Genomic DNA, 25,042 nt, shown 5'->3' with positions numbered 1-25,042 from the left:
TGTTCGCCCCGCGACGCGCGGGTTCTCTACGCCGAAGCTTAACGCAGGCCGTCAACGGGTTTACAAGCGCGGCCCCGTGGGTTAATATAGAAGGTAACTGCATATCGGGAATACCGGAGGAGCCTGCCATTTGGTGGGCTTCTCTTTGCTTTTTTTGGCCTCTCCAAATGGATTGAAGGGCATACGCCGGACGGTTGCGGACATCCTATTTCCATCAATTGTCTTAGGGAGGGGTCTTATGGAGCAGCAAGCCATTTGGGCAATCGGCATTTTTTTGGTTATTTACGCGCTCATTATCTCGGAGAAGATTCACCGGACGATCGTGGCCATGATCGGGGGACTGCTCATGGTCGTCTTCGGCATCGCCGATCAGGAGACGGCGATCCATCATATCGACTTCAACACGCTGGGGCTCTTGATCGGCATGATGATCATCGTGAGCACAACCGCCGAGACGGGGGTATTCAAGTATATCGCGGTACTGGCGGCCAAGAAGGCTAAAGGAGAGCCGGTCCGCATCCTCATCCTGCTGTCGCTCATCACCGCGGTCGGATCCGCCTTTCTGGACGACGTGACGACGGTGCTGCTCATGGTGCCCGTGACGTTCAGCATCACGCGGCAGCTGCGCGTCAACCCGGTGCCGTTCCTGGTGACGCAGATCATCGCCTCCAACGTCGGGGGCACGGCGACCCTGATCGGCGTTCCGCCGAACATCATGATCGGCAGCGCCGTCAAGGTGCTGACGTTCATGGCGTTCATCAACAACCTGGCGCCCGTCGCCGTCGTCGTGATGGCTCTTTATGTACCGCTGTTCATCTGGATGTTCCGCAAAAAGATTCGGACGACCGACGAGCTGAAGCGCGGCGTCATGGAGATGAACGAAAAGGAGCTGATCTCCGATCCGAAGCTGCTGCGCAAGTGTCTGATCGTGCTGGGACTGACGCTGGTCGGCTTTTTCACCCACCAGCTGTTCCATCTCGAGTCCGCTACCGTCGCCTTGGCGGGCGCCTTCCTGCTGCTGCTGCTCACCGGCGAGCATATGATGGAGCAGGCGTTCACGAAGGTGGAGTGGATGACGATCTTTTTCTTCGTCGGCCTGTTCGCACTCGTGTCCGGCCTGATCGAGACGGGCGTCATCGCCGAGCTTGCGAAGCGGGCGATCGATCTGACGGGCGGCGACCTGGTCGCGACGTCGCTGCTGATCCTGTGGCTGAGCGCGATCGCTTCCGCGTTCCTCGACAACATCCCGTTCGTCGCGACCATGATCCCGATGATTCAGGAGATGGGCAATATGGGCGTGAGCAACCTCGAGCCGCTCTGGTGGAGCCTGGCGCTGGGTGCATGCCTCGGCGGCAACGGATCGCTCATCGGCGCGAGCGCCAACCTGATCGTCGCGGGCATGGCCGGCAAAGAAGGCCATCCGATCCGGTTCGTCCAGTTTCTGAAGATCGGATTCCCGCTGATGCTGCTGTCCATCGTGATATCAAGCGTATATGTTTACTTCCGTTACCTTATCTAGCGCCTGGGAGGCTAATCGATATGCTAAATTATAGTTACGACGAAGCTGCGTTACGCATCGGCGAGTCCGCGAACGAGAACGACGTGGAGTTCCATATCGCACTCTCGACAGATGATCCGTCCATACTGGCGGGTCTCAAGCGGGTGAGGCAGGAATTCGACGAGAATCGCGTGTATACGGACGTGCTCTTCTATCACTATCCGAATCACGAATATAAAGTGATCGTTCGCAAAGACTATTACGTGGACTTCGTGCTCGAGCTGATGAAGCAGCGCGTGCTGCGAAGCGTGGAGTGGGCCGGCTAAAGCGGGATGACGCGGCCGGTCAAGGCATGGACCGTGAGGTCCAGCGACGACTGGCCGAATCGTTGAAAAGTTACGGCGTATACGAGCGGGATGCCGGCGCGGTCGGGGAGGTAATAAGGACGAACCTCGGCACGGCCGGCATCCGCGCGTCCGATGCCGGCCGCGCCTGCGGCGATGCGCACGGCTTCCGCTTGGCTTACGGCGGCATGACGCGGTCTATTGAGGGTCGCTTTCGCCAGATTCGGATGTATTCGTCCTTCCACGCGCCGGATGATCCCGTCGCGATCGATATCGATTCGCAGCTCGTCTCCCCATACGGGCGTCTTGTAAAGCAAATGGACCAGCCGCACGCGGACAATCGACGCCGACGGCTCGCCGATCTCCGCCACCTGCAGCTTGGAGTGGGGACTGTGAATGCCGTATATTCGCTTGGCTTTGTTCGCGAATTCAAGCGCGATCCACGCCGGCGAATGCTTGGAGGCCTTGGACAAGGCGCCGGTCAGCAGGGCCGGCGTATGCGTGCGGTCGTCCATTCGGATCTCCAGGGGAGTCCCGCCGCCGCCGGACAGACGCTTTAGCGCGGCATAAGGATCCGCGTCCGCGACGGCGATCGGAGCGGGGGAATATCCAAACAATATACAGGCGGCCAACGCCGCGAGGATTCGATACATGTTGATCCTCCTATCCATATTAATTCCCATTGTCGGTTAAAATGGATGAAGGTATTCAATTTTTTGGGAGGATCGGAATGGAACAGCAAGCGATTTGGGCCATCGGCATATTCTTGGTGATCTACGCACTCATTATCTCGGAGAAAATTCACCGGACGATCGTCGCCATGATCGGCGGCCTGCTCATGGTCGTCTTCGGCATCGTCGATCAGGAGACGGCGATCCATCATATCGATTTCAACACGCTGGGACTCTTGATCGGCATGATGATCATCGTGAGCACGACGGCCGAGACGGGCATGTTCAAATATATCGCCGTTCTGGCGGCCAAGAAGGCGAAGGGTGAGCCGATCCGCATTCTGATTCTTTTGTCGCTCATCACGGCCGTCTGCTCTGCCTTTTTGGACAACGTGACGACGGTGCTGCTCATCGTGCCCGTCACCTTCAGCATTACGCGGCAGCTGCGCGTCCATCCGGCGCCGTTCCTGCTCACGCAAATCATCGCATCCAACGTCGGGGGCACGGCGACGCTGATCGGCGACCCGCCGAATATTATGATCGGGAGCGCCGTCCCGGAGCTCACTTTTATGGCCTTTATCGAGAATCTGGCGCCCGTCGCCATTCTGGTCATGGCCGTTTACGTGCCGCTCTTCATCTGGATGTTCCGCAAAAAAATCCGGACGACCGACGAGCTGAAGCGCGGCATCATGGAGATGAGCGAGAAGGAACTGCTCACCGATCCGAAGCTGCTGCGCAAGTGTTTGATCGTGCTGGGATTGACGCTGGTCGGCTTTTTCACCCATCAGACGCTTCATCTCGAATCCGCCACCGTGGCGTTGGCCGGCGCTTTCCTCCTGCTGCTTCTCACCGGCGAGCATAAGCTGGAACATGCGCTCACCAAGGTCGAATGGATGACGATCTTCTTCTTCGTCGGACTGTTCGTGCTCGTATCGGGCCTCGTCGAGACCGGCGTCATCGCCGAGCTTGCGAAGCGGGCGGTCGATCTCACAGGCGGCGACCTGGTCGCGACTTCGATGCTCATCCTGTGGCTGAGCGCGATCGCCTCCGCCTTTATCGACAACATTCCGTTCGTGGCGACGATGATCCCGATGATTCAGGAGATGGGTACGATGGGCGTGAGCAACCTCGAGCCGCTCTGGTGGAGTCTGGCATTGGGCGCGTGTCTGGGCGGTAACGGCACGCTCATCGGCGCGAGCGCCAACTTGATCGTGGCCGGCATGGCAGGCAAGGAAGGCTATCCGATCCGGTTCGTACAATATCTCAAGGTCGGTCTTCCGCTGATGCTGCTGTCCGTCGTTATCGCGAGCGCGTACGTGTATTTGCGATATCTGATCTAACAAGGGAGTTAAGGTGGGGCGGGAGAAAGAAACGATGATCGAGATTGTCTCGAAACAGCCAATTTCATTGATCGGTAAGCTGGGTGAAGGAGTTTCATCTCAAAGCTTGGACTGGATCGCGCCTTTATGGGAAGAAGCGAATCGCAATTTTTCGGCAATCCGCAGCATCGCAAAGGTGGATGCGGAGGGAAATCTTGTCGGCATCTGGGGAGCGATGAGCGACGTGAACGGAAATTTTGAAAGATGGGGGGAGAGAGGAAGGTATTTGGCAGGATGCGAAGTTAATGATTACGCACTCCCGCCAAGCGGTTGGACGAAGTGGACGCTTCCCGCATTTAAATACGCCGTCTCCAAATGTTCAAGGGAATCGTATCAAGACACGTTGCACACGATGCTCACGGACGACTTGCCAAAGAACCATCATCAAGTCGTCGGCGCCATACAGGAGTTCTACCATCCAAAAGATAACGATGGGGAATTGTATTTGTACTTTCCCATTGAGAGGATCTGATTGCCGTCACGATATCTTCTGAAGCTTAAATGTAAATTTCCACATCGCCGTATTCCCGGAGTAACGTCCCCGGTTCTCCGTGACGATGACGCTTAGCGCTTTGGATGTATCCTGGCTTATTTGGACCCCTTGGCTCGAAGAATCCTGAGCGCCAGGACATAGACGACAAGCGCGGCGAGGCCAAGCGCGATATCTCCGACCCAACCGATGCGATAAACGATGAACGTCGTATCGTGGTACGCAAAATCGCTAGTGTCGCCTGTGCTTAATCTTCGTGAGATGGCCGCAAGCGCCAGATGCACCAGCGCGGGAAACGCAATCGCAAGCCCCAAGCCTAAAATCCATTGGCGCACAGTCATCCGGAATCACGCCCTTCAAGAGACTGCCGGACAAATGCCGCCAGCGCTTCTTTTTCCGCTTCGGGAATCCCGTCGCACAGGCGGGCCGCGGCAACGGGAGGCATCCAGCGTTCGATCTGCTCGCGCGTCGTGCCGGTCTGCTTCGCATAAGAGAGCAGGTAACCGTCGAGCAGCTCGGCACGCATGTCGGTCAGCCATACGGCGACCTCGTCGGGTGCGTCGTCCGGCAAGCTCCCGAATCGGAGCAGCAACGCAGTTCGGGCGGCGTCGCCCGCCGGATGTCCGCTCATGCCCGTCATCCAGTCGATGATCCATTCCTGATTGTCGATCATAATATTGTCCGGATGAAAGTCGCCATGGCAGAGGCGGTCGCCGTCGGGCAAGGCTTGCAGCATCAGCGCCAAGCGATCCTTTACCTCGTCGCTCAGCAAGGGGGCGTGTGCAATTCGATCATGAAGACTGCTCTTCTGGTCGGGCAATCCCGGTACGGCGATCCTGTGAATCTGACTGTGAAGCCGCGCCATTCGCTCGGACTCCCCGGCTACGCTGCCGTCGCGTCGCGCGAGCGCTGCGAGCATCGTGCCGCCGGCGATCTTCTCGAATACGATCCCGTGCCGGTCGTCATATCGTACGCGGGCCAGCGCCATAGGCGTCCGGATGCCTGCGCGGCCAGCGGCTCCACTGATTCGAAATTCAGCCTCCACCTGCGCTTCGGGTAGGCCCGGAACGTACAGCTTGAGAACGCGCTGCTCGCCGTACTCGTAAATCTCGGCCGTTCTCCCGGCGCCGATGCGCGTACCGTACATGCCAAGTCTCCTCTACGTTTATCTATTCGGATCATATTTTGTATAAGGATGTTCGTCAATACCGCGCTTGCGGGAAAGGCGGGACTCGTCCAGTTGTCGGCGGGAGATCGCCTCGCCGATCGCCATCGATGTCTGGTAAACGTTCATCGCCATCAGCATGCCGAAATTCATAAAAGAAACCGTCAGGGTGAATTTGCATTCCCCTGACGGTTTCTTTTCTCTATGAAAGCTTAATTTTGATCCTCGATCAAACCTGCCCCATCCAAAAGGCGATATAGGATGACGGCGGCTTCGGCACGCGTGATATGGGCTTTTGGAACGAGCATGGATGCAGTGCGCCCCCTCAGCCAGCCATCCGAGACAGCGGCCCGCATACCTGGAATTGCCCACGTTGCTACGGAATCGGCGTCCTTGTATCCCGACATCCAGGCATCGTCATTCGCGGATTGTTCCTCGGAGCGCCAGATCGCGGTTCTATACACGATAGCGGCAAGCTCTTCGCGGGTCATCGGATCGTTCGGCCGGAAACGCCCCCCCGCTCCTTGAACGAGGCCGAGGCGGCTGGCCAGTATGACGTCGGCCGCGTACCACGAATCGTTCCGCACATCCATAAACGCTGCGCCAACGCTTCCCGCAGGCGGTTCCGGCAGCTTGCCGGAAGTCCGCATCAGCGAGACCAGCAGCTTGACCGCTTCTGCCCGCGTCAACTGGCGGTTCGGCTCGAATGTTCCAGGCGCAACGCCCGACAGCAGGCCGCGGCTCGCCAGCACTTCCACCTCCGGACGGCTCCAGTGCCGCTGTATATCGCCGAACGTGATATCGCGGAGGAAGACGGCGTACATGCCCCATTCGGATATCTCCGCCAGAACCGTCGATGCACTAGCTTTTACGATGCCGCCGACATAGATCCAGTTCGCCGGATTAGCCGGGTCCTGCCGATACACGCCCAATTTACGCGCATCTTGGCCTTTCAGAAGCGCGGGATCGTACTTGATCTGCAGCGCGGTCGGCTTCGCAGGCGTAGCCGCGGATTGATCCAAGGTCAGCGAGAACGCCGGACTGAGCGGGATCAAGCCGGATGCGTGCAGGTACGAGCCGATCGGCAGCTGCTTGATTTTCAGCTTGTGCGGCTCCTTGTAGACGCCGGCCGGGTAGGTGAGCCGCAGTGCGCCCTCGAACAGCGAATGCTCGCCCTTCGAAGCGTCCAGGTCGATCTCGGTCAGCAGCGGATCCGCCGGATCACCGCCCGGATTTCCACCCGGATTGCCGCCAGGGTTGCCCCCCGGCTCCGAAGTTTGGCCGTCTATAACGACGCCAGTCGAACCATTCAGCCGCTGGTCGAACGAACGCAGCATAATTTCATACGTTTTGCCGGCTTCGAGCCCTGCCAAGCGGATCTGCTGCTCGCCCTTGGCGGCATACAGCGCTTTGCCGAACTCCTCCGTGCCCTTGACTCTATAGGATACTTCGACATGGTGCAGGTCCGCATCGGCGGGGTCCGTCCAGGTCACAATCAACGGGCCGTTATCCCAGTGGGCCGAGGCATTCGCAGGCTCGCCCGGCGGCGTCGTATCGGCCTGCAGCTCCGCCACTGCCTTCGTAATCGCGGTCGCGCCGATTCCGGCAGATTCCGCGCCGTTGAAATCTACCGAGGTCAATCGCAGCACGTATTCCGTTCCCGGGCACAGTCCGGTGAACGAGGCGCTGCTGCGGTCCAAGCCGATCTCCGCCGCAACCGGCTCGCAGCCTGAACGGCCTTGCGGCGTGGCGGTCAGCCGATACTGCTTGGCATCGGGGCTGCCTTGCCTCTTCCATTCCGCCAGCAGCTCGCGCTGACCGGCGATCGCCTTCAAACCGCTTGCAGCTTCCTGTACGGGGGTATCGGCGGGCAGTACGGTCAGATCAAATGCCCGTTCCATATCCATCCCGACATGCGCGTAGGTTTGAACGTGCGCCAGCACGCGCATCCGGTAGGTTTCCCCCTCGGCCGCCGGTTCTTCAGGCACGAAGCGGAAGCTGCGGGCAAGCGTCTGGCCGGCCTCGTCCGTCTGCGGATCGACGGCTTCCATATGGCCGCTTACTTGATCCCCTGCGGCATTTTCCACGATAACACCGCCGGATACGACCGTATTTGCGACCATATATTTGCTGAACGCGAGGCCGATCGGTTTACCGGCAACAGCTTGGCCTGCAGTCGGAACCGGAGCCTCCAGCGACACCATGGCGACATTGACGTCAAAGTGGGGCGGGAGCACGGTCAGATCCTCGCTTTGCGCAGGCAGATACCCCTCCTTGGAGAACATAACCCGCCATCTTCCCTCCGGCACGTCCCAGCCGTACTTGCCCAGCTCGTCGCTGATCAGCGGGTTGGTCTGACCGTACCAGTCGGCATCCCATTGTCTCCATTCGCCCGGATGCGCCGGATCCTCCTGCAGCAGCGTCGCCTTCACGCCTTCGACCCGGTTGCCGGTCACGGCTTCATAGACGTAACCGCTAGGGTCCCAGATCCATACCGGATCGGCCACCTTTTTCTGCGGCTCCTCCTCATCCTTCGGCTTTTTGTTGCAGCGCTCGATGGCGCCGGCTGCAGCCATTTTGTCGCGCCATTCCTTGTTTTCCTCGAATTCTTCTTTCAATTCTTTCAGACCCTTGGTCCAACTGCTCCCTATGGCGTCGTTGACCATCGTCATATACAAGGAAGCGGAGCCTGTCGCCCATGACGGCAGCTTGTCCGTGACAAACCCCGCAACGAGTCCAATGCCGGTGAGCGTGTTCTTGGCGAGCAGACCGGTGCTGGCCAAATCGAACATCGCATTGGTCCGGTTTATGAAATAATTGACGCTCGGCGTGTGGCATTCGTTTTGAATGACGTAGTCTTGGAATTGCAGCAGCTGGTCGGCGAAATTTATAAAGTCCATCGTGTCGCTGACATAGCTTTTCAGACTATTCAATACGCCGTATGTCTTATTGAATTTATCCGCGAATTCCGCCGTTGCCTTCGGGAAGGAAACGGAGATGGCGATCCCGAGATAATCGGTCGACAACGGGTCCTGCGGATCTGCGAGCGTCTGCAGCTTGGGCGACAGTGCAGCCAGCTCGTGCCGTTGATCCTGTGTCAAGGCGGCGCGGGAGATACTGCCCTTAATAGTCAGCACGCCCGTCGAGTCCAGGTAAGGCGTGAAGCCGCGGTACGGAACGGCGGCGCCTCCGAGCTTCTCGGCTTTAAGACTCATTCGGACGTTCGCCTCCGTATGGTCTTTGTCCGGGAACACGACCTTGTACGTCGGCGTATACGTCGCATCGGGGTCCGGCCCGTCCGTGCTTGATAAGATGCTGCCCTCGACCGGCCCCCAATCGGCGGCCAGTGCGGCTTGCTGCGCCTCCCATTGTTCCTCGGTCGGTTCCTCCGTTCTGGCCTGATATTCCGCAGGCGCCGTGTCGTAGCTGACGAATACGCCAGCCCCCACATTATATTGGGGAATGATAACCGCTTCGAATTGCCCAGGTTCTTTTTCCGTCAGCTCAGCCGTTTGCCTGCCGATCGAGACGGTCGGATTACTGATCCGCTCGGCATGCGAAATGTGCATGTCGATGAAAATCGGGTGACCTGGCACGATGACGAACGGGAAAAGGGATATACCGTTCGCCGGGTTAAACACGGCCTTCCGTCCTCCCTCCTGATACATCGATATTTCGCCAATAGCCGGCGCATCGGGATCAAATTTGACGAGCGAAGGGCGAGACTCGGCATAACCGCTCTCCTCTTCGATCTTGGCGGTCAGACGGTACACAGCTTGCTTCTGCCAGACCAGACCAGGCGCCCTCTCGGGCAGCTCGATCGGGGCAGACCATAAGCCCCCCGCAGTCGCCAGCCCGCTGCCGACAAGCGCCCGATCGGCGTATACCAGCACCCGCTTGCCGGACGGGGCGCGACCGCTGACCGTGAACGACCGCTGACTCGCCGTCTCCGGCGCCTCCAGCGTAATATCGGCGGTGCGGACATAGGCGGATCCGATCGTCTCTTGGTTCGTGCCGCCGCCCTGCGGCTTGCTGTAACGGATAAAAACCTGGTGCAGCGATTCATCCGGGACAGCTTCGTCGAGAGCAACGCGATAGGACACCGAGCCTTGCGCTCCCGGCTCCAGACGACCGAGCTCGATCGCATACTCCCCGCCGCCCGCATCGGCAGCAGCGACTTGCGTCCGGTTTAACATCACGCTGTCCGTCATCAAGGAGGCGCCGGCCGGGACGGAGACGATCAATACGGCGTTATCGACTGCATCAGTCCCGTCAAGCCGATAGGCCGCCTGCAAAGTCGCCGTTCCTCCGGGCACTGAGCGGAGCTCGCTCTGCATATAGCCGTTGCCGGGCTTCTCCGCGAACCTCGAGGCCTCGGAGCTCATCGTGACGGGGGGGAGCCGCAGCCATTGATCTTGCGCGACAGCGCCTTCCGATTGATACGATCTCCCTCCGTTGTCATAGATGTTGAGACGATACTGTCCGGGGGTGGGAATAGAAAGATTGTATTCGCCTTGGTCGCTGAAGGAAAAGCTGTGACTGTAGCCCCAAGAGGCGCTTCCATTCTCACGATACATCAAGAAGCCCAAGGTAGACGGCGTGTAATTGGCGACTTTGCCCGATATTCTCGCGGCTTCCTTCAAGACAAGCGCTGCAACGGCTTCCCTGGCGTCGTTCAAAGTGACTTCTGCGCAAGCCCCGCTCAATCCAGCCTGTACGCCGTCGGCGCAAATCTTGTAAATATCGCCAGGCGTCCCGTATACGGGGATGCCACGCTCGTCGACGGCATCCAGACGGTATCCTTGCGCGGCATTGACGGCACTCGCTTTTAATTGGTAGTGAACGGCCGATCTCCAGTCCGTAATGGCAACCGGCTCCAGTCTGCCGTCCACACGCTGTACCTTCGCATCCAGCTTGATCCGCCCGAAGCCTTGATTGTTGAGCGGGATCTCAAGCGTTTCCGTTTTTCCTGCTTGAAGCGTGACCGACAGATCCTTGCTCATATACAAAGGCGGTGCATCCGTTCGCTCGCCTATCGCTGTGTACTTGCCCGCCGGTGCCCGCAGCTGATAGCGACCTTGTGCATCCGTGACGTTTTTGCTGATTACGCCGCCATAATCCGCCAGCAGCTTGACGGTTACGCCGGCAACTGGCTTGCCGCCGACGATCGCGGTTCCCTTCAACGTCCCGAAGTCGAGATTGACCAGCTTGATCTCGCGTTCCTGCCCCCCCGCCTTCAGTGTAACCGTCTGCGGAGCAGGGGATTGGTAGGGAGCGGGAGCGGATACCCGCATCTCCACCTGCTGTCCGGCTAAGTAGGTGCCCGCAATCGCCAGACGTCCGTCTCCGGTGGTTTTGCCGCCGTACAGGAGCTCACCGGTGTCATTGCTGCGGATTTCCACCCGCACATTCCCAACGGGAAGTCCTCGCTCGTCGACTGCCACAACGACGAGCTGCGCGGCAGGCACGACAGCGACGGACAGCTCGCTTTGTTCCCCGGCCTTCACTTCGATGCCGGTCGTCTCCTTGAGCAGCCGTCCATCGGCGTCGACAACGCGCAGCGTATAGTCGGCCGCCGCCTTCGCCGCGATCGCGGTCTCCAGCATTTCCGGAAAGGCCGACGATCCGCCAAGCTTGGCAGTCGGGCTCCACAGACTCACGCGAGCGCCCTTCAGCTGAGCGGCGTCCGCCGTGGTCAGCTTCACCTTCAGCGAACCCGCGACTTCTACCGGTACGCCGTCGGCTGTCTTCCCATTCTCGGGTTTGTCCTTCGGTTGCACGCGCACGGACACGATCTCGCGCGCGCCGGCCGGCACCGTCCAGTCCGCCCGGTAAGCGCGCGGCTCGTCGGAGGCGGCGACAAGCGGTACGGTGGCAGTCAGGCTGTCGTCCTGCCCCGATAACTTGTAGGCAACGCTCGCTTGCAGCTGTAGATTCGGCTGCGCCAAGGCGCGAATGACCACCGGGCCGTTCATCGGAACGGCGCCGTTCACCTGCTGCGGCAGCTCGATGCTCGCTTTGGTCACCGCATCCCCGGGCGGCGGCGTGTCCGAGCAGGAGGCCAGGCATACGTAGCGAAGGTGAATGCCTTGAGGTTCGCTCGAATGTTCTTCGTCATCCGGATTCGGATAGCGGCTATAGGCAAAAACGCCTTTCGTTCCGTCCTCGCTCAGACTGAGCGAGCTGTCGATCAACGGCCTGCCGACGTAGCTGTACGTATTTTCCTCGCGAATATCGTAACGTACGTAAGCGCGCGATCGATAAGGCTCAGCCGGGGAATAAATGTCTGCGTTGTGCAGCTTGACATAGACATAATTCCCGTCGCTCGTCAGCTTCGGGACACCCATTGAAATGTTGTTGATGGTGCCCAAATGCCAGATCTCCGCGGACTGGGTCCGGTCGTACACGCCGACGCGGACCTTGCGTCTGTTGTACTCGTTCAGATAGCTGATTTTACTGCCGTCGTCGGATAAAGAAGGCCAGAAGAAGGTGGCAGAATCGGTCTCTTCGTCCACGATCTCGAGGTGCGTCACGGTCTGCATGTCATAGAGGTAAAGCCGGCTGCGGTCCGTGCCGCTGTCGTCCTTGTCCGGCACGTATTCCCACGCCTCGGATACGAACGCGACATAACGTCCGTCCGCGCTGATCGCCGGCTGTATGCTGTCATCCTGCGCCTGCCCGCCGTCCGCGGTCAGGCTGATCCGGCGCAGTCGGTCGGCTTCGGGCAGCGCAAAGTCGTACAAGAAAACGTCCTTCACCTCGTTCGTATCCCCCTGCACAAGGTCGGTCGAGGAGGAGTCGAATACCAGCTTGCCCCCGTCTCCGCTCATGCCGACGGTATCGAAGCCGGTCGGGCCTAGCGGAGCGACCAGTTGACTGGTGCCGGCAACCGTATCGAAGCGATACAGTCCATACCCCGTATCGTATCTTCCCTTCGGGTAAGCGACATATCTACCGTCGCGGCTGATCGCAAGCGCCGAGCCCGCTCCGCCCATATCGGATGCGGCGTCATCCAGCCGCACGATGCTCCCGTTCCCCGCCGGGCGATAAAGATACAAGCCGGTCTTGCCGTCCTCGGAGCCGGGAAGCCCGGGATTTTGGCCGCTCGCCATGAAGACGACCGCGGAGCTGTCCGCGCTGACGGTCTCATCGTACAAGCCGAGTTCGGCGCCGGAGAGGATGGGCCGTTCGCTCTTATGATTCGTCGCTCCGCTGAACAAGAAGTCTACGCTGCCGCCCGTTTCGTCGTAGACATAAAGTTTGTAGTCCGCAAAGCTCGCCTCGGGCAGCCCGGTATGGAGGAAGTAGAAGTCATCCTCCGTTACCTTTAAGGTCTCCCACGTTCCTCCGACCTTCCATTTCAGCTCATAATGGTCGACCCCCTCCGCAGGGATCCGCTGATTGCGATCCTTGGGGTCGGGAATCGTCAATGCGTCCCAACGAATCTCGATCTCGTTGTATGCTGCCAATTCCCATCGTAAGTGGACTTCGCCTTGACTCCAGTCCGCCGCGGCAGCGACGCCAAGCGACGTCGGGTCTACAGGCGGAAGGCTGTCGCCGCTTGCGGGCGTCTCCACCTCGGCGACCTTCACCGTATGAGTAACCGATTGTTCCGTCAAGCTGACCGGCCGTGACAGCTCTAACGCATCGAACGCCGATCGGTCCGCCTCCAGCGCCTCCGGCGCGGCCAATGCATTCAAGTTGCCGTTGAGCAGAATCGATAGGGCAAAGACAACAACCGCAAGGGTCCGCATCTTTCTCCAAGCCCGTCCCACGCGTATTCCTCCTCTTCAGATACTGACACGTATCGCAGTATTCCTGTCATCATCTCATGGACGGCTCCGCGTACGTCAGGAACGACGTACCTAAACTCGGCATGACTCCGTCATGAATTGTTGTCATGAAAGTCATAAGAACGGCGCGCGACGGGCCGGGCGGGCGCCCGAAGACGGCTTCGTCGGATCGTCCGGCAGGCAAGCCGGACCGCGATCGGTTAAAATAAGAAAAAACGGACGGGCGAGGACGCGAGTATGAACGGGACCAAAATTTTGATTGTCGAAGACGAAGCGGCGATCGCCGATCTGCTGGCATACGGGCTGGGAAGGGAAGGCTTCCGCACGCAGACGGCAAGGACAGGCGCTGAGGCGCTGCGGGAGGCGGAGCGGTTCGAACCGGACTTGCTCCTGCTCGATTGGATGCTGCCCGACATGAGCGGGCTCGATCTCTGCCGGCGCATGACGGCGGAGCGCAACCTTCCGATCCTGATGCTGACGGCGAGGTCGGATATTACGGACAAGGTGTTGGGCCTCGAGTTCGGGGCGGACGACTATATGACGAAGCCGTTCGACATGCGGGAGGTCGTAGCCCGCATCCGAACGATTTTACGCCGGATGGCGCAGTCGAACCGTGCGACGGAGGAGCCCGGGGAAGCTGCGGCCGTCCGCTTCGGCGACGTGGAGATCGCCGTCGGCGAGCGGCTTGTGCGCAAAGGCGGGGAGACGGTCGAGCTGACGCCCAAGGAGTTCGACCTGCTGATGACGCTGCACGGCCGCCGCGGCAAAATTTTCACACGCGCGGAGCTGCTGGATCTGGTGTGGGGCTATGATTTTGCGGGCGATACGCGGACGGTGGACACGCATGTGCTGCGGCTTCGCAAGAAGCTGGACGCCGGCGACTGGATCACGACCGTCTTCGGCATCGGCTACAAGTTCGAGAAGCGGGAGGATTAGCGCATGTTCCGGACGATCCGCACCAAGTTCGCCGTCGGCTTCTTCGTTATTTTCTGCGTCTCGTTCCTGCTGCTGAACCAGATCATCGCAGGCATCATCGCGTCGGGCAACCGCAAGATTATAACGGACGATCTGATCGGCCTCAAAAACAACAGCGGCGTGTACGTCCGGCAGGCGTTCCTCATCAATCATTACGCAAGCGACGAGATTTACTTCGCGCAGATGGCGGAGGAGATGGTCGGCGATTTGCGCCACGCCACCTCGAACGCCGTCAGTACTTATTCGTCGGCAGGCGAGCTGTTGTACGCATCCGACAAGGCGGCGTTCTCCGGGGGGACGGCCGACGATCTGCGGCATGCCGTCGGCGGCGAGACGGCGTACTCGGTATCCTACGAACACGGCACGGCCGCGGTGCTGTACGCCTATCCGGTCGTCGTGGACGGCAAGAAGGTCGGCATCCTGCGCTTTGCCAAGGACTACTCCCCGCTTTACGAGCAGAGCCGCCGCATTCTCGATTCCCTCTATTATATCGCGCTGGCCGTCTTCGCCGCCGCCTTCCTGTTCGCCTACCTGCTGTCGCGCCACGTCACCGTGCCGATCGTCAAGCTGACCAAAGCTTCGTCCCAGGTGACGGACGGCGATCTCGACGTCAATCTCGCGATCCGACGGCGGGATGAAGTCGGCCGGCTGGCCGACAACTTCAATACAATGATCGGGAAAATCCGGGGTCAGATCGCGACGATCGAGTCGGATCGCGACCGGCTGAAGGCGCTTCATGCGCAGCGCAAGCAGTTTTTCGACAATGTCACGCACGAGCTGAAGACGCCGCTGACGTCGATCATCGGCTATGCCGAGATGATCCGGTCGAACGGGACGGACGATCCGGCCTTCTTTGCCAAGGGCATGGACCATATCGTTCAGGAGAGCCGCCGCCTGCACGAGCTGGTCGTGCATCTGCTGGAGCAGTCGAATCCCCGGGCCGAGCCGCGGGCGGACGAGCTTGAACGGCTCGACGCGGCCCGGCTGCTGCGGGACGTGTGCGAATCGATGGCCTTTAAGGCGGAGCGCTACGGGAAGGCGATCGCGTGCGCGGCGGACGACGGGCTGTTCGTCGAAGGCGATGCGGATCAGCTGCGGCAGCTGTTCATCAATTTGATCGACAATGCGATCAAGTACGGCGACGCGGGAACGAAGATCGACGTTCAGGCGGAGCGGGAGGCGGGGACGGTTCGCTGCCGGATCGGCAGCATCGGCGAGCCGATCGGGGACGCGCAGCTGGCGCGGATCTTCGAGCCGTTCTACCGGGGCGAAGCCGGCTCGGGGGAGACCGGCAGCGTCGGGCTGGGTCTCAGCATCAGCCGTGCGATCGTCGGGCGGCACGCCGGCACGATTCAGATTCAGAGCGGTGGCAGCATCGGCAGGTTAACGACGGTGCGCGTCGAGCTGCCCTTTGCCGAGGAGAGGGGGATGTTCGGGCGATGAGACCTGCAACATGGCGCAAGGTGGGAAAAGCGCTGCGCGGCGGGGCGCTCGCGCTCGCGGTGGCGGCGGCGTTCGCCCTGCAGGCGGGCTGTGCGAGCCGTCTCCGCTCGGAGACGGTCGTCATCCCCGACGCGGCGGCCACGGCTGCGGCGACGGACGGCGCGGACTCGACGTTCGAGGTGCAGTCGATCTTCAAGGTCTCGTTCGGAGAGCAGTCAGCCGGTTATCCGCTCGGCTGGGCGGCGGACGGACGGCTGATCGGCTATGCCAACGATGCCGAACACGGCTTTGTAGCGCTCTCGGCCCCGTATCGCGACACGGTCGCGCTAAGCGACCCCTACATCATGCCGTTGGGACTGTCGCCGGACGGCCGTCGACTGCTTGGCATGGCCAAAGCTGAAGACGCCAAAGGGGACGCTTATACATTGAAGTTGCTCGCCTCCGACGACGGCCGCGAAGTCGCGGCGATTCCGTACGAAGCGCTCAAATGGCGCAAGTATCCGTTCACCTGGTCGGACAATAGCCGATACGTGGCGTACGGCGTTCGGGATCGCGGCGCGAGCGCCGACCGCATCGAGATCTATGACGCGCAGACAGGCGGCACGGCAAGCTATGCATGGACTGGCGACACGTCGTCTTCGGCCACGATCGTGACGGTCAAGCTGTCCAATGACAAGGCGAAGGCGCTGATCGTCTACCAGGACGACGAGAAGAGCCAGGCTGGGCAGTTAAGCGAGAGCCGAAGCTATGTCATGCTCGCGGAGAGAGTCGGCAGCGCCTTCGAGAGCCGCTATGTGCATCCGCTCGCCGACGCCGGGTCGGCCGACTGGGTCAATGACAGCCAGATCGTCTTCGCAGGCGCCGACGACACGTTGTTCGGCTACGACGTCCGCAATGGCGCGCTGACCGTGCTCGCGGAAGGGACGGGGCTGTTCTGCCTGTCGGCGGACAAGCAGACGATCGCCTTCTCCCGCAGCGACGATACGGTCGTGGCCGGAAGACTGCAGGGCAACAACGTGCTGAATGAAGCTGTCGTCTATCAAGGGCTCGTCCCTGTGCTACTGGCCTGGAGTCCGGGCAGCGACATGCTGCTCCTCGAAGGGACGAAGCCGCCGTATACGAAGGAGCGTCCGCTTCCGGTGCCGGCCGAAGATATCGACGGCAGATATGCCTCGTTCGTGCTGCAACTCCGCTAGCTTTTCTCCTGTCTCCCCATCCGTGAAGCGGCTGCCGTATCCGGCAGCGTTCACGGATTTTTTTCGTTCGGAGACAATTTGTTCACAAGTCGGCGAAGAGATAGCCACATCCGTGTATTACATTGGACGGGCGGCGGGAATACGGATCGACTCCGGCGTACGCTCATTATCGGAAGGTGGATGGCGATGAAAAGAACAGGATGGATCGCAGCACTCTGCGTGTTGCTGCTATGTCTCTCCGCTTGCAGCGGAAACGGCGGGAATGCCGGCAGTTCGCCAAGCGGCACGAGCGCAACAAGCGGATCTTCCACAGGCGCGCAGCAAACGGGGGCGCCTGCGGATGGCGAGGGCGCGGGTACGGAGGCGCCGGCGGTCGAGCGAGAAGAGATCAAGCTGCCGACCGGACCGGTCAAGCTTGTCGTGGCCTCGTTCGAGCCGAGCGAGCAGCTGAAGCAGGCGGTCAAGAAATACGAGCAGGCGCATCCGAACGTGACGGTAGAGCTGCAGGCCGCCCAGACGGAATTCAAAGACCTCGATTCGCAGATTGCCAATATCGAGAAGTATGTCTCAACGACGAACACGGCGCTGCTGTCCGGCAAGGGCCCGGACGTCATGGAGCTGGACCTGCTGCCGCGGGAGAAACTGGTGGGTCGGGGTTTGCTGGCCGATCTCGGCGACTGGATGAATCGGGATGCGGCTTTTAATAAGGCGGACTACTTCGTTAACGTGCTGGACCATATGCAGATCGAGGGCGGGCTGTATGCGATGCCGCTGTCCTTCTATCCGGTCGCCCTCATCGGCGACAAAGCCGCGATCGACAAGGACGGCGGCGTGCAGGATGGCGACTGGACCTGGGACGAGTTTGCCGAGTCGGCGCAGCGGCTGATCCAGAAGGGCACCCACCCGCATGCGCTGGCCAACACGCCGGACTATATGCTGTCGGAGCTCGTAGGCGAGCGGTACGCGCAATTCGTCGACGAGGCGGGCCGCCGCGCAAGCTTCGATTCGCCGGCCTTCGCCGGGTTGATGACGCAGGTCAAGCAGCTGTTCGACGACGGTGTCGTGATCGATCTAATGAAGGCGAATTTCCGGAACGAATCGAAGGCGGATAATCCCAAGATCAATACCTATTTCCAAAGCACGCAAATCCCCTCGCCCATGGAGTTCTTATTGTTGATGGATCAATATGACGGCAATACCCATGTTTACACGAAGCCACATGCGAAGGAGATGGGACCGGGCGGTTATTTCATGGCGAACCAGACGATGGGAATCAATGCCGCCTCGCCCGTCAAGGAGCAGGCGTGGGACTTTCTCAAGTTTCTGCTGTCCGAGCAGGGCGCCGCCGATCCCGATATCTCGCTGGGGCATACGGGATTCCCGATCAGCAGAGTCGCCTACGACAAGGAGATTCAGAAGCTGCGCGACGAAGGGGAGGTGCCCGGCTACAAGAACGGCCCTGCCGAAACCGAGCCCTTCAAGGTGAATGAAGCGTATCTGGATCTGCTCGACGGCATCGTGACGGCGGCGGTGCATCCGGTCGGCCAGTCGACCAAGATCGACGATATCATCAGCGAAGAGAGCAAAGCCTTTTTTACCGGTCAAAAATCCGCGGAAGCCGTCGCGAAGCTGATTCAGAACAAAGTGACGACTTATCTAAATGAATAGGCGGCTGCGGGGCCGATGGCGCGGAGGCGACGGGGCGGCGGCATTGCTGTTCCTGGCGCCGGGCGCCGCGGGCTTCGCGCTGTTCTATCTAGTCCCGTTCGCGATGGGGCTGTGGTACTCGCTGACGGACAGGACGATCGGCGGCCACTTCGTCGGACTGGCCAACTACGAGTCGCTGCTCGCGAGCGGCTCGTTCCGCAAGGCGGCGGTCAACACGCTTCTGTTCACGGGCATCAGCGTGCCGCTGCTGATCGTGCTGTCGCTCGGCCTCGCGCTGCTGCTCAGCCGGCCGCTGTTTTTGCGCAGATGGCTGCAGACCGCTTTCGTGCTGCCGCTCGTCGTGCCGGTCGCCTCCGTCGTCGCCATCTGGCAGATCTTCCTCGACTGGAACGGCAGTCTCAACGCCTGGCTGCACGGCCTCGGCTATGGGCGCATCGACTGGCTCCAATCCGATTGGGCGATGCCGACGCTCGTGGCGATGTACATTTGGAAAAATGTCGGCTACGACATGATCCTTTTTCTCGCCGGCCTGCTGTCGATCCCGCAGTCGTATTACGAGACGGCGCGGATCGAGGGCGCGGGCCGCCTGCGCCAACTGACGCATATCACGCTCGTCTATCTAACGCCGACGACCGTGTTCGTCATTCTCATTTCCATCATCAACTCGTTTAAGGTATTTCGCGAGACGTATTTGCTCGCAGGCGACTACCCCTACGATCGCATCTACATGCTTCAGCATTATATGAACAATATGTTTTTCTCGCTCGACATTCAGAAGCTGACCTCCGCGGCGGCGCTGATGGTCGGCTGCATCGTCATCCTCGCCGGCTCGCTGCTGGCGGCGGAGAAGCGGTTCCGATCATGGATGGAATGACGGGAGAAGAGGAGGGGCAGGCTGCCGTTGGAGAAAAGAAAGCTGATCGCCAGGTTGGGCCTGAGCGTGCTCCTCGTCGTATTCGCCGCCGCCGCGCTGGTGCCGATCGCGCTGACCTTCACCAACTCGCTCATGACCGAGCGCGAGATCGGCGCCAACTACGGCTTGCTCGGCGAGATGACCGACGTCGCGGCAGGCGGGCGGGACCTGTTCATTAATCTGAAGCTTCTGCCCGACTGGCTGACGTTGTCGCAATACGGGCAGGTGCTGATTTTTAACCCGGTATTCCTGCGCATGTTCTGGAATTCCGCCGGCATGGTGCTGCCGATCGTCGCGGGTCAGACGGCCGTGGCTTCGCTGTCCGCCTATGCGTTCGCCAGACTGCGCTTCCGCGGGCGGGACAAGCTGTTCCTCGTCTACCTGATGACGATGCTGATGCCGTTCCAGGTGACGCTGGTGCCCAACTATATCATGATCGACAGGCTGGGGCTGCTGAACAAGGAGGCGTCCATTATTTTGCCGGGCATCTTCGGCGCCTTCGGCGTGTTCATGCTGCGTCAGTTCATGCTCCACATTCCCGGCACCTACACGGAGGCGGCCAAGATCGACGGGGCGGGGCATGGGACGATTTTCGCGAGGATCGTTCTGCCGCTCGTCATGCCGGGCGTCGCATCGCTGACGGTGCTGCTGTTCGTCGACTACTGGAATATGGTCGAGCAGCCGCTCATCTTTTTGCAGGATACGTTCAAGCAGCCGCTGTCGCTCTACCTGGCGCATATCAACCGGGCGGCGCGCGGCGTCGGATTCGCCGCGTCGGTGCTGTATATGACGCCGATGATCCTGCTGTATTTGTACGCGGAGTCCTACTTCGTCCAAGGCATCCAGCAGTCGGGGATCAAAGGGTAACGGATCGAAGCGGATCGTGGAAAAGCAGGGACATCGTGCTGTGCGCGTCATGACAAGGGAGGGATACGATGGATACCGAGGCGACGGGTGCGGGGCAGAAGCTGCGCCAGCGCCGTATCCGGGTGGCTGCAGGCGTGTTCGCCGGGCTGCTCGTCGCGCTGACGCTGCTCGGCAATACGCTGCTGGCGCTGACGCTGCCGAAGGTCGCCGTCCAGTCGGTTCAGAGCGGCCGGGTGAAGGCGCAATACGACGGCACCGCGGTCGTCCAGCCGGTCGAGACGCTCAGCCTGCCGAATCCCGCCGGCTGGAAGGTCAAGCAGGTGCTGGCGAAGGAGGGCGACCGGGTTCACCAGGGGCAGGTGCTCGTCACTTACGACGATCGCGATGCCCGGCAGCAGATCGAAGCGCAGCAGGCTTCGCTGAAGAAGCTGCAGCTGCAGGTTGGGCTTTTGCAGCAGCAGTATATACAGGCGGCGAAGGAGGGGGACGCGGCGGACGTGGCCGGCGCGAAGGCGGACCTAGAGAACGCTGATATCGACATCGCCGCGCAGCAGCAGCTGATCGCCGGGCTTCAGGCGGACATGACAGAGAAGGGCAAACTCGTCGCGCCCGTGGACGGGATCGTGAAGGAGGTGCACGCGCTGGCCGGAACGGCCGGCGTATCGGCAGGACCGGACGTGCTGCTGGTGAGCAGCGGCCGCGGGTACCGGTTCGAGCTGCGTCCGCCGGTCTCGCTCGCGGAGACGCTGGCGGTGGGCGACAAGCTGGAGGTGCTGGTTGGGATGAAAGGGCAAGTGCAAGGTGAAGAGCAAGGGCAAGGTGAACTGCAAGGGCAAGGTGAAACGCAGGGCGAAGTGCAAGGGCAAAATGGAGTCCAAAACGGCGGCAGTCGCGCGGTAGAAGGCGTCGTGACGGAGATTCTGCAGGATCTGCCCGGCTCGGAGGGGAGTGGAGGCGGAGATGTGGAAGATGGAACCGGAACTGCTTCTGCTCCCGGCTACAGGATCGTCGTTAAGCTGACGGACGCCTCGATTCGTGGCGGCGAGACGGTTAAAGTCCATCTCGAAAAGGAAGCCTCGGAAGCGGATACGATGCTCGTGCCGAGCGCGGCGGTCCACCGGGACGCCGACGGCGCCTACGTGCTCGTAATCGAGGAGCGCCAGGGGCCGCTGGGCAACGCCTACTATGCCTCGCGCAGATCGGTCTCCGTCAAGGAGACGGACGGCGGCATGTCCGCCGTCTCCGGCAGCCTGTTCGAAGGCGATCGGATGATCGTCGAGAGCGAGGAGCCGCTGAGCGAGGGCGAGCGGGTGCGAATGTAAAAACAGGCTGCCGGAGCGATCCGGCAGCCTGTAGGCATTTGCGTGAGATAAAACTGGCGGCCCCGAGATGAATCGAACATCCGACACCACGTTTAGGAAACTGGAATTCATAGAAAATATCCCGAGAAAAGTAACAATGCTTTGAGCCTTGTCCTGACGCGGTCGAGTGAACATGAAGATATATACCGCTTGTACTTTAAATGCATGGTTTGTTGTCACGCTGTTGTCATGATACTCAGAGTAAGTACTTTCATCGCTCAGTCACGGTAGGAAAAGAGCAGAAAATGTGCACGTTTCTAAAGGTAAATTCATGTTCCATATCATCTTTGGACTTCGAAACTTCAGGAATGTAAGAATTGAATTCACTTTGCTCGCTTATAACCTGCTCAAGCGATAAGCTAACGATCAAAAGCAAAAAGGGATGAAGCAGACAATGCCCCTGTTTCATCCCTTTTTTGCTTTGTGGTGCTCTATTTAGAGGACCGAGCAGCGGACAGCTGTAAAGTAGATGGATGAGTTGTCCACGGGCTGTGGAGCCCGATCATAGGCCAGCTACAGTAGGGGGCCTACACGGACTTCTGATTACCGTGATCTGGGCCGCTCTGCGATGGTGTTCTTCACACTCTTGTCGGAAAAAAAGAAGCATATTGGCCGAATGGCTCGAGTATTAATCAAACGCCAAATTTTTAAGAATAGCAGGTTTTTGGGGTGTGCGCCGCTTTTATTTAGACGACGTTTAACCAGAGTGCTGATCTTGCCGCTCTAAATAGTTTTGCGCTATCTCTATGTAACGAAAAGTATCCTCCAACCGAGCTACGAATTGCCTTTTATTGTGGAAACTTAGAAAATAGCATTTTAATTTCATATCCCGAAAACTTTTAAAATAATCGGACAATGCGCCCTTCTCTAACATCTCACCAAGAACCCCAGATAAACTTGTGCTTACTCCGTTATGATCAAGATCAATATTTAACATACATCGGTTCGCTTCTATCTTGTAGATGATTTGTAATTGCTGTTTCGTATAAGAAAATTCGGCCCCGACTGAAGCCCAGTGGTTTAGATCGACCTGTTTCCTGATAAATCCATTTTCCTTATAATAGAGATCTGCGGATTCTTTTAACGCCTCGTTGATATCAAAAACTTCATATCTCTGCGATTCTAAAAAAGGAATGCCCTTTTCCAAAATCATATGAAGAGCGCGCTTTAATTGTGCCACCAGTTCCTTTTCTGATTTATAAACATATGTTTCTTTAAGGCCAGCGTTTGCTTGCTTAAAAACTTCCTCCGGATGCTGGCTAGTGGGATATCCATAACCGATTTGGAAATCACGTTCTCCGTAGTGAAAGGAAATGAAGTAAAAAAATGCATCATATTCTTTTTTAAAATATAAATTGCTTTCCGCACCATGTTTGTCGGAGGTATCGGGATCTTCAATGTATCCACTGAGTTTTAGAGCCGATTCGCAAATATTCCGAATGATATTGCTCACTATAATTGGCTGTTTATTCGACACTAATTCAGCTTTATACCCGAGGAGCGTCTTTTTATCAGCGTGAACAAAAAAATTGTATTCCAAGAATTCTAAGGAATTGCACCAATCAAATGCTTGTTTTAAAAACTTGAGTGCTTTAGTGTGGTCCATTGTCGGCTCAATTTGATCTATTGCTTCTGGATAAGACGCAAATGACTTTAAAACATCCAAGTGCATTTTCTTGGTGTGGTTTGAGCGGTCCTCATCCAACTGCCAAATATACTGAGCTATTCTCTTTCCACTTTTGAACACACAAAGTTCCAATTGATAATCCTCATAATATTTAATATCAGTTGCGATTGCATCTAATGATTGGGATAAGCTTTGAGCACGTTTAGAGGATATAGTTAAACCATTTTTTAATGCGATTGCATTCCATTCCCCATTTGCCGGAAATACATAAGCTTGTAGTTTAGACTCCAAGATCCAATTCTTGATTGAAGGTAATGCTGCAGAATAGACAAGTATCAAACCTGAGTTTTGGCTCATACCCCGCTCCTTAGTAAGAAGCCCGATGCAATTAATAATTGGCATCGGGCTTCAGTGTTATAATGCCAATCTGGTGATAGCGGTTTGTAGCATCCTACCGGCTATTGCAAATCCAACCGCATCATCTGCCACCCCAACAACTGAAACATCGTCAATTAATGTGGCAAGAACAACAACAGTTGCTCCACCAACCAGAGCAGTTACCACAACTACATTTCCGAGGGTTCCGTTTTTATTTTTTTGTCTTACTACTACTTTGCCTTGAACTTGTTGTCCATTATAACTTAATGAGACTGCAGGACCATATACGGGGCTAAACACTTCCATTCCCGACGTATCTTCTACTTGTTTTTTACTATCAAAAAGTCTATAGTAAATCATTCCGGGCTGATTGGAAAATTGATATAAAATAATTATACGATTCATCGCAGGAACTGGAATAACTCTATTTTGCACGTTCCAGAATGCAGAAGTACCCTTGGATACAGTTTTATTTTTAAAATAACTTTTATAGGCATTTACGTATCGTCCCAGCTGTGCAGTCGCATTAAAGTTTGCACCTGGGTTTTTTTGTAATGAGTTAGATATTGGTTTAACTTCAAATATTCTTGCATCACCACCAGTAGAGTTTAAAACATCCTTACCATTGGTATCCCTCCCGTCATCATAAACCAAGTCCGGTTTTAAAGGCGCGTTAGGAATTGCATAAAATGATTCTGAATAGTTCCCAAACGGGTTAATCTGGGGTGAATTTTTAAAATAATTTGCTATCACTTGATGTACTGATGTTCCTAGTATAGCCAAGTAGTTATTTGACGAAGTAAGGACTTCTTCTTCAGTAGAAGCAGTTCCTACCGAACCATTACCCCCTATTGTTCCATCATTAAGGGCAGCTAGGTATTCAATACTTGCTGTTTGACTGGCCAACCATTGCTGATCTGCTGGCGTACCGTAAGTTTTGATATTCGCAACTAAAGATTCAGTTTCAAAATAGTACCCAAGACCTGCTTCTTCAAGAGTCAAAATGTATGCCTGAAGCCTATCTTGTCCCTTAATGCTTAAAGAAGTTATGAAGCTGTTCACATACTGCATGTAGTTTACCATGCTGTTCTTGTAGCTCTCAGCCGTAAGCAATAGCGATTTCGAAGCAGCTGGATCAGATGTATCAGTGTTGAATGTGCTGGGTGATTGCAAGAATACGCCACTATCTAGAGTACCTGTCTATCGTAAAGTAAAAGTACCCCGAATAATCGTCGTACCGTACCCAAAAAAATCGTGCAGTTTTACCCATTATG

At 57.9% G+C, this 25,042-nt stretch carries 18 protein-coding genes; 11 read left to right on the top strand and 7 right to left on the bottom strand.

Annotated features, from left to right (window positions below; all coding sequences use genetic code 11):
• Positions 1 to 238: 238 nt before the first annotated feature.
• Positions 239 to 1,519 carry an ArsB/NhaD family transporter gene (locus KVT38_RS26225; RefSeq protein ID WP_217596709.1) on the top strand — a complete coding sequence of 427 codons (1,281 nt, stop codon included), beginning with the start codon at positions 239 to 241 and terminating at the stop codon, positions 1,517 to 1,519.
• Between the two features lie 20 nt (positions 1,520 to 1,539).
• Positions 1,540 to 1,824 (top strand): hypothetical protein, encoded by a 285-nt coding sequence (locus KVT38_RS26220; protein WP_217596708.1) that lies wholly within the window; start codon positions 1,540 to 1,542, stop codon positions 1,822 to 1,824.
• On the opposite strand, the gene KVT38_RS26215 is transcribed toward KVT38_RS26220, so the two are convergent.
• Entirely contained in the window at positions 1,821 to 2,495 is a 675-nt protein-coding gene (locus KVT38_RS26215; protein WP_217596707.1) for a hypothetical protein, read from the bottom strand. The two genes, KVT38_RS26220 and KVT38_RS26215, sit on opposite strands and share 4 nt — an antisense overlap.
• A 77-nt stretch (positions 2,496 to 2,572) precedes the next feature.
• Here KVT38_RS26215 and KVT38_RS26210 point away from each other — a divergent pair, with 77 nt between their 5' ends.
• Together KVT38_RS26210 and KVT38_RS26205 are read left to right on the top strand one after the other, a co-directional pair.
• Positions 2,573 to 3,853 (top strand): sodium:proton antiporter, encoded by a 1,281-nt coding sequence (locus KVT38_RS26210; protein WP_254639570.1) that lies wholly within the window; start codon positions 2,573 to 2,575, stop codon positions 3,851 to 3,853.
• 34 nt (positions 3,854 to 3,887) lie between these two features.
• Positions 3,888 to 4,364 (top strand): GyrI-like domain-containing protein, encoded by a 477-nt coding sequence (locus KVT38_RS26205; protein WP_217596705.1) that lies wholly within the window; start codon positions 3,888 to 3,890, stop codon positions 4,362 to 4,364.
• 116 nt (positions 4,365 to 4,480) lie between these two features.
• Here KVT38_RS26205 and KVT38_RS26200 read toward each other — a convergent pair whose 3' ends face one another.
• The 4 genes from KVT38_RS26200 to KVT38_RS26185 are packed head-to-tail and all read right to left on the bottom strand — an operon-like array spanning position 4,481 to position 13,322.
• Positions 4,481 to 4,723 carry a hypothetical protein gene (locus KVT38_RS26200; RefSeq protein ID WP_217596704.1) on the bottom strand — a complete coding sequence of 81 codons (243 nt, stop codon included), beginning with the start codon at positions 4,721 to 4,723 and terminating at the stop codon, positions 4,481 to 4,483.
• Positions 4,720 to 5,529 carry a phosphotransferase family protein gene (locus tag KVT38_RS26195; protein WP_217596703.1) on the bottom strand — a complete coding sequence of 270 codons (810 nt, stop codon included), beginning with the start codon at positions 5,527 to 5,529 and terminating at the stop codon, positions 4,720 to 4,722. Before KVT38_RS26195 ends, KVT38_RS26200 begins: the two co-directional genes overlap by 4 nt.
• Positions 5,530 to 5,547: 18 nt before the next feature.
• Positions 5,548 to 5,700 carry a hypothetical protein gene (locus KVT38_RS26190; RefSeq protein ID WP_217596702.1) on the bottom strand — a complete coding sequence of 51 codons (153 nt, stop codon included), beginning with the start codon at positions 5,698 to 5,700 and terminating at the stop codon, positions 5,548 to 5,550.
• Positions 5,701 to 5,759: 59 nt separating this feature from the next.
• Complete coding sequence (locus KVT38_RS26185) at positions 5,760 to 13,322, bottom strand: S-layer homology domain-containing protein (protein ID WP_217596701.1); 7,563 nt, start codon at positions 13,320 to 13,322, stop codon at positions 5,760 to 5,762.
• A 255-nt stretch (positions 13,323 to 13,577) separates the two neighbouring features.
• Here KVT38_RS26185 and KVT38_RS26180 point away from each other — a divergent pair, with 255 nt between their 5' ends.
• From KVT38_RS26180 to KVT38_RS26150, 7 genes are all read left to right on the top strand, one after another.
• Positions 13,578 to 14,276 carry a response regulator transcription factor gene (locus tag KVT38_RS26180; RefSeq protein WP_217596700.1) on the top strand — a complete coding sequence of 233 codons (699 nt, stop codon included), beginning with the start codon at positions 13,578 to 13,580 and terminating at the stop codon, positions 14,274 to 14,276.
• 3 nt (positions 14,277 to 14,279) lie between these two features.
• Positions 14,280 to 15,758, top strand: a complete 1,479-nt coding sequence (locus KVT38_RS26175) for a sensor histidine kinase (protein WP_217596699.1) — start codon at positions 14,280 to 14,282, stop codon at positions 15,756 to 15,758.
• Positions 15,755 to 16,954 carry a hypothetical protein gene (locus KVT38_RS26170; RefSeq protein WP_217596698.1) on the top strand — a complete coding sequence of 400 codons (1,200 nt, stop codon included), beginning with the start codon at positions 15,755 to 15,757 and terminating at the stop codon, positions 16,952 to 16,954. The genes KVT38_RS26175 and KVT38_RS26170 overlap by 4 nt, the downstream gene beginning before the upstream one ends.
• 186 nt (positions 16,955 to 17,140) lie before the next feature.
• Positions 17,141 to 18,622 (top strand): ABC transporter substrate-binding protein, encoded by a 1,482-nt coding sequence (locus KVT38_RS26165; RefSeq protein WP_217596697.1) that lies wholly within the window; start codon positions 17,141 to 17,143, stop codon positions 18,620 to 18,622.
• Positions 18,615 to 19,496, top strand: coding sequence for a carbohydrate ABC transporter permease (locus KVT38_RS26160; RefSeq protein ID WP_217596696.1), 882 nt, complete (start codon positions 18,615 to 18,617; stop codon positions 19,494 to 19,496). Before KVT38_RS26165 ends, KVT38_RS26160 begins: the two co-directional genes overlap by 8 nt.
• A 42-nt stretch (positions 19,497 to 19,538) precedes the next feature.
• Entirely contained in the window at positions 19,539 to 20,402 is an 864-nt protein-coding gene (locus KVT38_RS26155) for a carbohydrate ABC transporter permease (protein WP_483298195.1), read from the top strand.
• 68 nt (positions 20,403 to 20,470) lie between these two features.
• The gene (locus tag KVT38_RS26150) at positions 20,471 to 21,724 is read left to right on the top strand and encodes an efflux RND transporter periplasmic adaptor subunit (protein ID WP_217596695.1); all 1,254 of its coding nucleotides are present in this window, start codon (positions 20,471 to 20,473) and stop codon (positions 21,722 to 21,724) included.
• 736 nt (positions 21,725 to 22,460) lie between these two features.
• Here the strand turns inward: KVT38_RS26150 and KVT38_RS26145 are convergent.
• A complete protein-coding gene (locus KVT38_RS26145) occupies positions 22,461 to 23,747 on the bottom strand; it encodes a hypothetical protein (RefSeq protein ID WP_217596694.1) in 1,287 nt (428 codons plus the stop codon).
• 57 nt (positions 23,748 to 23,804) lie between these two features.
• Positions 23,805 to 24,851: a hypothetical protein gene (locus KVT38_RS26140; protein WP_217596693.1), complete on the bottom strand. Its 1,047-nt coding sequence runs from the start codon at positions 24,849 to 24,851 to the stop codon at positions 23,805 to 23,807.
• Between the last annotated feature and the right edge of the window lie 191 nt (positions 24,852 to 25,042).

The sequence above is a fragment of the Cohnella sp. GbtcB17 genome, from assembly GCF_019091135.1.
Taxonomy (GTDB): Bacteria; Bacillota; Bacilli; order Paenibacillales; family Paenibacillaceae; genus Cohnella.
This window is presented reverse-complemented; position numbering and strand designations above follow the sequence as displayed.